Genomic DNA, 12258 nt, shown 5'->3' on the forward strand with positions numbered 1-12258 from the left:
TATTCTTTACAAAAAAGCGTTAATTTTTTAAAAAATATAAATAGAGATATCATATTATGGCCTATTTTTGTGGTAAAAAAACACCATAATGATCAAAAACATTAGAGTTCAAGAATATAAAGCACTAGCTTACAGAATATTACTTGTATATACTTTTTACTCCTTAGTTCGAGTTCTTTTCACTCTTTTCAATCTAAAATTTTTAAAAATAGATTCATTAGAACAGTTTTTTAAATTAGCATTTCATGGGTTGATATTTGATACTACTGCTATATTATACGTAAATTCCTTGTTTATATTACTCTCCATATTTCCTTTATGGATCAATACAAACAAAGGCTACCAAAAACTATTATTTTATGTCTATTTTATTACTAACTTAATAGCCTATGCCACTAATTTTATTGACTTTATATACTACAAATACATCTACTCAAGAACCACTATTGCTATTTTAGATATTGCTAAGCATGAATCGAATAAAGGAAATATGTTTTTCAGATTTATTGTAAGTTATTGGTATGTTTATCTACTCTTTTTTATAACGGCTTTTATCTGGATTAAATTATACAAGTTAGTTAAAGTTCAAGAAGAAAAAGTTCAACATAATTGGAAATACTTTTTAACTTCAAAAATTGGAGTGATAATTATTTTAATCTTATCAATAGGAGGAATACGAGGAGATTTCAAAAAAAGTACTCGTCCTATTAACCTTATAGATGCCAATCAATACGTTAGCAAACCACAACATGCGGATATAATTTTAAACACACCTTTTGCTTTAATTAGAACATTCCGTACAACAACTTTTCAAAAAGTTAATTACACAATTAATGATACTATATTAAATAGTCAAATACAACCAATCAAACAATATCACAACTATAATCCTTCCAAACCTAATATTGTCGTATTTATAACAGAAAGTTTTGGTCGTGAATATTGGGGATGTATGAATAAAAACACGCGTATCCCTCATTTTAAAAGTTACACCCCTTTTTTAGATGAATTAGCTAAAGAAAGTTTAATCTTTACTAATGCCTATGCCAATGGGAGTAAATCCATCCATGGAATGTCTTCTGTTATTGCAGGAATTCCATCCTTTAGAGATGCTTTCACCTCTTCCCCTTATCCTAATCAAAAAATTCAATCCTTAGTTTCTTGTCTAAAAGAATTAGGTTATGATACTTCTTTTTTTCATGGAGCACCTAATGGATCTATGGGATTTCTTGGATTTGGAAATATTTTAGGTTTTGATCATTATTACGGAAAAACGGAGTTTAATGATGATACGCAACATGACGGAGTATGGGGCATTTGGGACGAACCTTTTATGCAGTTCATGAAAAAAACATTAGATCAAAAGAAAACACCTTTTTTTAGTACCATATTTACCGTTTCATCGCACGAACCTTATATAGTTCCTAAAAAATACGAAGGTAAATTTCCTAAAGGAACCATTCCAATACACCAATGTGTAGGATATACAGATTATGCTTTTAAACGTTTTTTTGAGGAAGCTAAAAAACAACCTTGGTTTAAAAATACACTATTCATTATAACCGCAGATCATACTAATCTTACAGCATATCCTGAATATGACAAAATTGTAAATAGACAAGCTGTACCTATCCTTATCTACAAGCCAGATGGAAGTCTAAAAGGCGAAAATAATGATTTTGCTCAACAAATAGATATTTATCCTACTGTATTAGATATGATTGGATACTCAAAACCTTTTAGAAGCTGGGGAAGAAGTTTAGCAAGTAAAACAAACATATCTCCTTTTACAATAAATTTTAATGGTAATAGCTACCAATTACAAAGAGGCAATTATATTTGTACTTTTGATGGTAATCAAGGTATTCATTTTTACGACAAAAATGATAAAGCACTAGAAAAAGAACTTACCATTAAACCCAATCAAGAAATGCTAGAAACGGCAGAAATTTGCAAAGCATTAATTAAAGATTATTTTGATAGAATTATAGATAAAAAATTAGCACAATAATGAAAAAGAAAATAATATTATTCATAGCAATATTAGGAGGAATTATAGGTGGAAAATACGTATATGACATGCACCTCAATCACAATTTTGAAACTATTACAGAAGGAAAAGTATACAAAAGTGGTGTAATACCTCCCGATGAAATAGAAGATTATGTAAAAAAGTATAAAATAAAATCAATTGTAGACTTACGATTTCCAGGAACTGAAGATTTAGAAAACAACCCAGAAGTCCCTTCTGAATTAACAGCAGAAAAAGAAGCTATTACAAAAATACCTGGTCTTAACTATTACAATAACGGTTCTGATCAAGTTCCTACACAAGAAAATCTACAGACCTTTTATAAAATCATGGATAATCCTAAAAATTATCCCGTTTTAATTCATTGTTATCACGGTGTAGGTAGAGCTGAGTTATATTCAGCACTTTACAGAATAGAATACGAAAACTGGGATAAAGATAAAGCCCGTACTTCCACTAGAATGTTAACCAAATATTCTTCTTTTGATTTAGGAAAACCAAAAGGTGATTTTCTTCACAATTACAAAAAAAGAAAAGATACAATAAAATAATAATTTACATACTCAAGTCCTTTAAAAATCAGATTCGTAAATCAATTTTATTAATAAAATCAAGGTTAGAAACTTATTTAACTTTTCTATTTAAAACCTCGTTTTTAAAACTGTTGTTCTAAAAAACGGGGTTTAATATTTTTTAAAATATTCTATAAAGACAGATTTACAAATAAAAACATTATTTACATAATTTCAGTATTATTTCTTTTCCTTGCTTCTCTTGATTAAAACTTATTTCTTTAAATTCTCTTTTTTTTGTTTTTTCATTATAAAAACCATACCAATAAAATTTTACAGTTTTATCATTTATCATTTTTATATATGCTATTGGCTCATCATTTAAATATTCTTTCCAATTTAAATTACGTCCAATATTTCCAATATCTTCAGGGATTTCTTTTAACTTATAAGATACCCCATTTTCAATATCATTTTTTTTAATTTCTGACATATCAATATATATCTGATTATAAAGAACTACTAAAGAAGCCTCTTTATCTTTTATATTTAAATTTCCAAGCCCATTTTTACAATCAACTTGCCATTTTCCATTGATTGAATATTTTTTGTTTAAATTTTTATTTTGATAAAATGTAAAAAAATATTCCTTCGAATTAAAGCTTTGTTCTTCATTAGCATTTTTAATTTTTTTATCAATTAAAAATGACCAATTTCCTTGTTCTTTTTTATAGTATTTTTGTATGAAAGGGAATCCAATACTAAAATCTTCTTCACTTTGAATATTTATATATTCTTTAGGGATGAATGTACTTATTATTAAAAAATCGTTTTCAAATTTTACTTTAGCTTTGAGTATTTGATCAATTTTTTTTTCATCACTTGATGAATAATAATTAACTGAATTTAATTCTTCATATAAGGGTTTAATATTGTTATTTACTTCAAATTTATCGTAATAATCAATGTTTTGTTTAGAAATAGGAAGATAATAAATTGTGAATTTTCCTAAATTTTTAATGAATGTAGTTGAGTATATAACTTTTTTCTCTGAATCAAAATGAAGTTTTTTTTCTGCATTAAAATTATCTACAATAGATGATTTTGAACTTTCTTTTTTTGACTTTATTTCAGAAGTTTTTGTTTGTCCATTGCAACTAATAAAAGTAAGCACGACTAATAAATTTTTGAAAAAGTTTTTTATTTTCATTTTACATTACCTTTTCTTGTTTAGTCAAATTTAATTTTTATTCAAATTAATATTCAAAACTTTATTCTTAAAAGCTTTCTGCTTCATTTTAATTTTTATCTAGAAATCAGATATGATTCCCAAAAAGTTATGGCTATTAGTTATTTAATATCATCTAACTTAGAATACGTTTCTTTCCATTTTCCATTAGATTGAATCTTGATAACAAATGTATTTATTTTGCAACATCCAGAAGGATGACCAAATTTCAAATTTCTCCCTTTATTATTAATTTCTATAGGAAATAATCTAATATCATCAGTTAGCTGTAAATCCAATTCAAATTGTCCTTTAGAGTTTTGTTTGTAATAAGCATATTGAGGACCTCCATTACTTCCTTCATAATTTATTATTGCAAAATCTTCTAGACCATCAAAATTAAAATCTAGTAATATAAAATCGTGATATTGTTCAATCCCTTCTGAAGTTTTTATCAATTCCTGTTTAGGATTAAAATAGGAATGAATTGAAGAGTTTAAATTGTTCTTTTTTGTATATAACATCTCTGGTACAAAATCAATTTCTTGATTTTTATTTGTTTCGATATTTTTTATAGTAATATTAATTTTTTGTTTTTCATTGTCTTCGTCATTATTGATTGTTGAAACTTGAAACTTAAATTTGAATTTTTTAGATATTGAAAGATTTTCAATATCATTATTTCTTGATTTTGAAACAATATTTGAAGAAAATAATTGAGGAAACTGTTTATAAAAAAAATCATATTTGCCGATTAAAGGACTATTTGTTTTTAATTTTTTTAGAAAATTCCATTTTTTCTCTGAAAGATTATATTGATAAAAATAAATTTCGGTATTTTTTTTAAAAAACATTGCTTCTTCCGATTCTCCATTTGATACATCTAAGTATATTTTAGGTATATAAACTGCAAAAATGTTATATAAATTCAATTTTTTTGTGACTATTTTTTCAATTTCTGAGCTCTTTCCAATTTCATTTGTATTAGGATCTTGAAGATAGTTCAACCAATAATTGCGTAAACTTATGTCTTTTGGTACATAACTTATGGCAAACCATTGTACCTCTTTATTTCTATAATTATAATAATAACGATATGGATGCTCAGATATATCAGAATCACCAAATGAAATCATATAACCATTAAAATATTTTTTATCAAAAAAATCAACAGGCACTTGTTCCTTATTGGTATTTTGATTTTGTGTATTGTCTTTATAGGTTTTCAGTTTTTTGCTATTTGTAACTTGGCCGTTACAAGCAGTAATCAAAAAGCTGAATAAAAGAATTTTAATTATTTGTTTCATCACTCTATATTTTATCTCCATTGCTATCAAATTTTGTTTTCATATAATTCAGGTTCAACCTTTTTCTCAAAAAAAAGATACTATATCTATTTTTGTAAGCCCACTCCATTATATGTTGTATTTCATAGCAACTTCAAAATAAGATCAAATTTTTTTCAAAAATTCTCCTTCGTGTTTTTAGTGTCGTCTTGGCTTTCGGGTTAATCTCTATCATCTAAATTGATAATTCCTGCTGATTCTATTTTGGTGTTTATAGGCATTTTTAAAAGTTTATTATTTTTATCTAATATATAAATAGCACTTAATTCATTGTTTTTAGCAGTCCTTAAACAAAACGCTTTTTTATTATTATCTTTTTTAATTATGATATTTGTATCAATAATTAAATTTTTGTTGATTTTAAGTGTATCGCATAAGATTTCATCTTTCTTTGACAAAATATATACGTCTTTAATTTCATTTGTTTTAATATCGATAATGTTTATTGTTTCCAATTGATATTTGTAATCAATATTTACATAAGTTTTTCCTTGCGAATAAGTTGCTCCATTCAAATTGAATAAATTGTCTAAATTTTTAGAATGATATAAATCTTCTTTAATTTTTATTCTGTCTGTCTTAAATGTTGTTCCTAAAGAATTTGTTTTATTATTATTTTCAAAAGAAAATAAATCTGGAAATAAATTTGAAAAATAATTATTGTCGTGATAAGCAGGAAGGGTTTGAGACTTTACATCTCTTAGTTTTTTCCAAACTTTATTATTTTGATCAAAAATATAAATTTCTGCAATTGTATTACTTTTAAGATATACAGCTTCTAATGAACAAGGATTACCTGTCAAATATTCTTTTTTTACTGTGTATGAAAAAATATTATACGATTTAAGATTGTTATCCAAAAGATTGCTAATATTTTTATTTTCTGTTTCTGCATCGTCATATTCGTATTTGTATTTTTTAAAATACCCCTCTGTCCAAAAAAAACTCAATGAATCTGTTCTTGGCACAAAATGCAGTGTAAACAATCCTTCTTTATTGCAATCAAGATAACTCATTATAGGATGTTCTGATAAAGATGATCCATCAATGTTTAAAGTATATCCTTTTAGATACTTTTTGTCTAAAAAATTAATATTTTGTTCTAAATTATCACCTTTATTAGTTACTTGTCTGATTTCAACTTTCTTATTATTTTGTCCATTACAAGAAATAATCAAAAAACTAATTATTACAAGTTTTATTATTTGCTTCATACTTTTAAATTTTATTTGTCATACAGAATCACTTATCATCATTGATATTTGTTTATAAAAAACTCGTTGATAGTTGCGATTTCATAATACTAAATTTTATTACCATTTTCATCAAATTTTGTTTTCATATAATCTTCAGCTTTTACTCTATAACTTCCCAAATTAAAAAAATTATTTGAGCCTTCACCTTTTGTAGCTGCTTCTATATGGCAATGCCAATACTCTTTCTCAATACCATGTCCTTTAACCCCATTTGGCAACCCGCTATAAGAAGCATTGCCTGTACTTCCAGATTTCGCTACTCTTTGCCCATGCTTTACTTTATCTCCTTCTTGTACATAAATCTCATCTAAATGACAATATAAAATAAAAATTTCGTTGCCATCCTTATCTTTAGATTTTATCATCAGAGTATTTCCTAAACTATGCTCTTTGTATTCATTTGTTTTAAATGTATCAACAATTTTTCCCACAGTGCCACACATTAAAGAATGTACATCTTTATATATAGGACCTGACAAAATATCTATCCCTTTATGACCACGAGTTGAATTATAGCCATAACGGTTGTTATTTTTACCTCCATTATCACTACTTATTTCTGGATTATCCCAAACATCTGCATAGTTAAAACATTGTGAAAAATCATCAGGACAAGTATCATTATTACAACCACAACTATATCCAAATTCTTTTAGAAAACCTTTTTTAATATGTAAATCTGATTTTTCTTCCAACTCTTCTTTAAGAAACTTTTCATAATTCGCTTTACAATCTTCTTTTGTTTTTGTAGGCTGACCATAAGGAGAATCGGGAAGACTTGCCCAACAAAGAGCTGACAACAAAACTGCTTTTTCATAATTATTATCTAAAATCATTTTAATAATGTCCCCATTTTGTCCTTTAAAGCGTTTTCTTCTTTCTTTTGCTATGTTCTCCTTTTCGTAATCTCTAATTTTTTTTTCTTTATCTTTCCAATATGTTGGATTATAAAAATTATTAGGCCTCTCATCTTGGTAACTATGTTTTAAAATTACTACACATAATTTGTCTTGAGATTCTTGATTGAAATTTGGAATATTATATTTGGTTCTATAAGTGGCTAGACCATCATAAGTGTCAGCCACTATTTGATAAGCTCCAGCAGCAGAGGAAGAATATTTTCCAGAAGTTATTACCTCATGTGGATGGTCATTCATATCAGAAAACTGTTTACCACTGTATTGTCTTGTATAGCCTTTTTCTCCATCTGTTCCTTCACCAACTCTTAACATCCTTAAAAAAGCCCTAATCTTAGCTTCGCACTCACATTTTTTCCCTATCTCAAAATACTCCCCATCTTTTTTCAAAAATTCCCCTTCGTGTTTTTTAACGTTACCTTGGCATTCTGCCTGTAGCCATAGGTATTCGGTCGGTACTTTGTAGGTGTCGAAAGTGATTTTTTCGCCTTTTTCATACGAGGCATTTGCTAATGCTTTTACAATATCCTCAGCTTTAGAAAATTTTTTATTTTTAGCTAATTCGTCTTTTATTTTTTTAATAATTACGCCAGCAACCGTTTTTTTCTTGGCATCAGTACTAGTGTCATTTTTACCTCCAAAAGTATATGTATACTGTCCGTCTTTTATTCCAGCCAGTTTTTCTTTCCACTTTTTTAAATCCTCATCAGATTTAGGACGGAGTTTAATTTTTATTTTAGCTTCTCCTTTTTCTACTGTAGCTTTTAATGTGGTTAGTTCTGCACCCTCTTTTTTCGCTTCTTGAACGGGTAAATCCGCAACTTTAGCTATTAAAATTTCTTCTTTTTCTTTTATTTTAATGTTTACTTCTTTCCCATCTAGCAATACGGTTTTTGCTACTACATATATTTCTTCTTCTAGTGGGGCATTCTTGATTTTAACAAAATTAGCCCCTAGCTTATAGAGGGCTTTTTCCCTCCGGGATTTCAATGGTGTGGGGTTTGTCTCTTAGGGCAGTTCCTTGGGTTTCTACCCAATCCCATATTTCACCTAAGGTTTCGGAAATAGGGTTTAATAAGCCACTTTCCTCTTTCTTGCTTTTTGGTTTTTCTTCAGCTGGAGAACCTTTGGCTTTTTTTATTTCTACGTTTACTGTTGCGTATTTTTGTTTTGTAATATTACTTCCTTTTTTTTGTACAAATCCTTGTCTTGTCTTTTGGGTTATATATAAGTGGAGCAAAGCAAGAGGCATATTATAAGAGGCTGTCCAAAAAGACAGCCTCTTACTTATTTTGATACAATTCTAGATTTGTGTACGTAACCTTTTTTGCCATCTTTTGTCTCAATGTAATACCAGTCTATATTTTCTTTTTCATCTTGCTCAATAGGTTTAAGGACTTTAATATGTTCACCAGAATTAATTTTTACTATTATGTCTGAATTTGAATTTGATTCACTCCTTAAATTAGTATATCCATCTTTGTCGTAAATTACATAATTTTGATAAGCTTTATTTATTAAATTAAATATTTTTTCGATATGTGAATAAGAAGGGTCATAATAATTTTCAACATCTATTTTCCCATTTAGACTTTTAAAATATTTTAATTGTTCCTTTGACGATTCTAATTCTTCTATATTAAATATATAACCATTTTTGGCAAGTGTTTTAACTGCGCTGAAATCTTCTTGTTCTATGGCTTTAGACATTAGTGTTTGTAAATTTGATACATCCAATTTATATTTTTTTATAAAATAGTCTAACCATTCTCCATTTATGAAACTTTCCGAATTTGTAAAAGTTTCGTTATTAATTAAAGTTTCTAAATTTTCAGAATCGAAATTTTCAGGATTTGAATTTTCAAATAAAATAAGCTTTGATTTGAATTCTTTTATTTCAGTTATATCCTTACTAAGGTCTTTTGGAGTAAAATCAATATTGCTACCTTCGTTAAAAAGTTCATTAAAATCAATTTTTGTATTTGTCATAATAGTGTTTTTTGTATTTAAATTTTCACATTTAAGAAAGAAATCAAAATCAGATGGATTAAATTTTAATTCAACTGGATTTTCAATATCATTAGTGATGTCAAATAGTCTTCTTTTAGCTACATCAATAATCAACCAGCCAATGCTATTTTCTTTATTAACTCCAGATTCTGACTCTACAAATAATCTAACAGTAATTTTGTTATCTTCATTTTTGTCAATTTCTGCTTTTATTTTTGATTTAAAAGGATTTGATATACTAGAGTTTTTGATAAGTGTAACAAGTATATTATCACAATTTATGCCTTTTTCAAAACCTTGTTTGATACCAGTTGATTCTTTTTTTACTTCGTTCCTACAAGAAAGTAGAAAAAGAATGATTACTAAATGGGTAAAAAAAATTCTTCTCATTTTAAAATTTATTTATTTGAAAGTTTCAACAATTCTTGCTTTAATGCCTTTTAATTTTTCTTTGTAAATTTCTTGTGCATCAAGATCATTTGCATTATACCACCTTGCATAATTTCCATTATATCTTTTGATATATTCTGCTTTGTATTCCATACCAGCTAATACTGAAGGAAGTTTTACAAATGTTTTTGGTTTATCCTTTTGTTGTTTGTTTCCTCCCTCTTCACTTAAGGCTTTGCCTTCAAACGAACTCCAAGTTCCAATAGGTGTATGTTCAGGATGATTTTTAAATGTAGTTGAATCCCAGCCGTAATATGGAGCTTTGCCAAATACTTCCATACCCCCAGTTCCACAATGTTGATATTGACCAGAGGTAAAATGAGTGGTTTCTAAACGATACATTTTTTCAACGATTGTAGCTATATCTTCACCATAATTGTCATATATGACACGTAAAGCTATTTTTGCATCTTCAATATCGAATAATTTTAATTCAGGTAGCTTATCCACTAATACAAAAACTTTTATTTCTTCTTTGTAGCTTGATTCTTTAACTAACACGGTTCCTGAAGAGGTGGAAAAACCTCTTCTTCCATAAACGCCTGTTAGTTCAGGAATAATCTCTTCTAGATAGTTGTTTATTGAGTGATAAATATATTTATAATTTTCTTTATCTTGATTAGGGTACATATTTTTACAATTAGGATGAACTATACCCTTTTCTCCTCTGATACCAATACACCCAACTAACCCAGCTGAATTCCAAGGGTCTATAGATATTGAACTTCTTGTACCAATATTCATTGCCCCTGATTGATATTCTTTTTTAAGATCTTTAACAGATGGAAGATTACTCGAATTATCTTCTACAATTCGATAACGATAACTAGTTTTTCCTTTATTCGATCCAATTTTATATCTAAGTCTGTAAAGATTTCCGGTGCTATTTGGAGGGGTTGGACCTTTGTCACCATAGTTTTTATTGTTTCCTAGTGTATGCCTTGCAACTTCTAAAACCGTAGGTTCAGCATTTTCGTGAGTATTGAATTTTATATCTTGTTTAAGTTTTTTTACTGCTTCTCCAACTGTATTCCCTCTATAAATATAGGCTTTGTACGTAGGGAATGCACTTTTTACTTTTCCTTTTACTTTAATTTTTTTACAATAAATTTTATTGTTTATTATATACTCCTCTATTCCATTATACCCTCCGAAATCGGGATAAGAAACAATATCACCATTTTTATCCACTTCGATTTCTGTTGCTATTTCACTGGTTATGTATATTACTGCTTCTTCACCATTACCAATCACAGGTTTAAATTTCTCTTTTTTCACCCCCTTCGTTTTCCCCACAATAGCGGGGCTTTTTCCCTCTGGGATTTCAATGGTGTGGGGTTTGTCTCTTAGGGCAGTTCCTTGGGTTTCTACCCAATCCCATATTTCGCCTAAGGCTTTGGAAATAGGGTTTAATAAGCCACTTTCCTCTTTCTTGCTTTTTGGTTTTTCTTCAGCTGGAGAACCTTTGGCTTTTTTTATTCCCGTAGACTGAGAAGGGGGTTTATTTTCTGTAGGTAATGGATTTTGTATATCTACGTTTGCTGTTGTGTGCTTTTTATTTTTGTAATATTCTACTGTTACATAAAACTCTAGTTCTCTTATATCTGCTTCTCCTTGCATGGCTTTCTTCATCAAGGCTTTGGTTAGCATAAAGTCTACTACAACATTACCATATAAATCTACTTTTGCCTTCTTTGTATCAATGAGTTTGTTAGAGGCATTGTGTCCGCTGCCTTTTGCGTCGTCTTCCCATAAGGTAAATAAAATTTCTTTGTTAAACATATTTACACAATGCGCTTTGGCTCGTAGTTTTTCTGTAAAACTAAAAACACTTCCTTTACTATCGTCTACATAGGTTAGGTCTACTTTGCATATTTTGGGGATTCTGCTGGCTTTGGGGGTTATGATTAATCCGCCTCCTTCGGGTTGGTATAAATAGGCTTCTAATCGGTAGGTTTCTCCTGCCGAAGATTCGCCAAAGGTAAAACTGCTGTCTCCTTTTTTCTTAACATGGGTGGTGGTAAATCTTCCATCGCTTCTTTTTTTGAATAGCTCCCAAGTAACGTTGGCTTTTTCTCTTTCGGATAAGGGGGTATTGGGGTACCATTCGGATATGTGGTAGGTCATTTTTTCGCCTACTGTGGGCGAGGTTACGCCTGATATTACAGATATTCCTTTTTTCATTATAAATCTGTTTTTTAGTTAGTTTTCAATGTTTAAAAATATTTTGTTAAACATTTGGTTGTTTTGTCAAATTTAAATATTCTTATCAATTTTTGTGCTTTTTATTTATTATTATTTTGATATTTGTGTTATTGTGTAGAAAATCAATCTCATTTTAATTGATAAGGAATTGAAGAAAATAAAATAGTGGAGGCTTTTTTTTATTTATAAAAAAGACGGAATGATATTATGATATTATGTCTTTTCTATTTCCTTTATTTTATCTCAGATATGCCTCCTTTATTTTTTAGTTTGTCAAGGAACATTTAGTAAAAAAGAATTGA

The 12258-nt window shown here is 28.3% G+C and carries 9 protein-coding genes; 2 read left to right on the forward strand and 7 right to left on the reverse strand.

From position 1 onward, the window contains the following. Nucleotides 1-88: 88 nt before the first annotated feature. Nucleotides 89-2011, forward strand: a complete 1923-nt coding sequence (locus NAB20_RS12075; protein WP_105196877.1) for an LTA synthase family protein — start codon at nt 89-91, stop codon at nt 2009-2011. Next, nucleotides 2011-2583, forward strand: coding sequence for a dual specificity protein phosphatase family protein (locus tag NAB20_RS12080; RefSeq protein WP_105196876.1), 573 nt, complete (start codon nt 2011-2013; stop codon nt 2581-2583). Before NAB20_RS12075 ends, NAB20_RS12080 begins: the two co-directional genes overlap by 1 nt. A 181-nt stretch (nt 2584-2764) precedes the next feature. On the opposite strand, the gene NAB20_RS12085 is transcribed toward NAB20_RS12080, so the two are convergent. The 7 genes from NAB20_RS12085 to NAB20_RS12115 all read right to left on the reverse strand — a co-directional run bounded on the left by NAB20_RS12085 (nt 2765) and on the right by NAB20_RS12115 (nt 11935). Beyond that, nucleotides 2765-3754 (reverse strand): hypothetical protein, encoded by a 990-nt coding sequence (locus NAB20_RS12085; RefSeq protein ID WP_375605188.1) that lies wholly within the window; start codon nt 3752-3754, stop codon nt 2765-2767. 140 nt (nt 3755-3894) lie between these two features. Continuing rightward, a complete protein-coding gene (locus NAB20_RS12090) occupies nt 3895-5079 on the reverse strand; it encodes an XAC2610-related protein (RefSeq protein ID WP_375605189.1) in 1185 nt (394 codons plus the stop codon). A 200-nt stretch (nt 5080-5279) separates the two neighbouring features. Next, nucleotides 5280-6332, reverse strand: a complete 1053-nt coding sequence (locus tag NAB20_RS12095) for a hypothetical protein (RefSeq protein ID WP_375605190.1) — start codon at nt 6330-6332, stop codon at nt 5280-5282. Nucleotides 6333-6421: 89 nt separating this feature from the next. Next, on the reverse strand, nt 6422-8281 hold the full coding sequence (locus NAB20_RS12100; RefSeq protein WP_375605191.1) for a peptidoglycan DD-metalloendopeptidase family protein: 1860 nt from the start codon (nt 8279-8281) through the stop codon (nt 6422-6424). Beyond that, the gene (locus NAB20_RS12105; RefSeq protein ID WP_375605192.1) at nt 8250-8543 is read right to left on the reverse strand and encodes a hypothetical protein; all 294 of its coding nucleotides are present in this window, start codon (nt 8541-8543) and stop codon (nt 8250-8252) included. The genes NAB20_RS12100 and NAB20_RS12105 overlap by 32 nt, the downstream gene beginning before the upstream one ends. Before the next feature lie 35 nt (nt 8544-8578). Next, nucleotides 8579-9691 (reverse strand): SH3 domain-containing protein, encoded by a 1113-nt coding sequence (locus NAB20_RS12110; RefSeq protein WP_105196880.1) that lies wholly within the window; start codon nt 9689-9691, stop codon nt 8579-8581. A gap of 12 nt (nt 9692-9703) precedes the next feature. Then, entirely contained in the window at nt 9704-11935 is a 2232-nt protein-coding gene (locus tag NAB20_RS12115; protein ID WP_375605193.1) for a hypothetical protein, read from the reverse strand. Nucleotides 11936-12258: the final 323 nt, after the last annotated feature.

The sequence above is a fragment of the Flavobacterium davisii genome (assembly GCF_042182265.1).
Taxonomy (GTDB): Bacteria; Bacteroidota; Bacteroidia; order Flavobacteriales; family Flavobacteriaceae; genus Flavobacterium; species Flavobacterium davisii.

Excerpts from the sequence above, each read along its gene's own strand:
- NAB20_RS12095 (WP_375605190.1), bottom strand. The coding sequence starts at position 6,332 with ATGAAGCAAATAATAAAACTTGTAATAATTAGTTTTTTGATTATTTCT.
- NAB20_RS12085 (WP_375605188.1), bottom strand. The coding sequence starts at position 3,754 with ATGAAAATAAAAAACTTTTTCAAAAATTTATTAGTCGTGCTTACTTTT.
- NAB20_RS12075 (WP_105196877.1), top strand. The coding sequence starts at position 89 with ATGATCAAAAACATTAGAGTTCAAGAATATAAAGCACTAGCTTACAGA.
- NAB20_RS12080 (WP_105196876.1), top strand. The coding sequence starts at position 2,011 with ATGAAAAAGAAAATAATATTATTCATAGCAATATTAGGAGGAATTATA.
- NAB20_RS12115 (WP_375605193.1), bottom strand. The coding sequence starts at position 11,935 with ATGAAAAAAGGAATATCTGTAATATCAGGCGTAACCTCGCCCACAGTA.
- NAB20_RS12090 (WP_375605189.1), bottom strand. The coding sequence starts at position 5,079 with ATGAAACAAATAATTAAAATTCTTTTATTCAGCTTTTTGATTACTGCT.
- NAB20_RS12105 (WP_375605192.1), bottom strand. The coding sequence starts at position 8,543 with ATGCCTCTTGCTTTGCTCCACTTATATATAACCCAAAAGACAAGACAA.
- NAB20_RS12110 (WP_105196880.1), bottom strand. The coding sequence starts at position 9,691 with ATGAGAAGAATTTTTTTTACCCATTTAGTAATCATTCTTTTTCTACTT.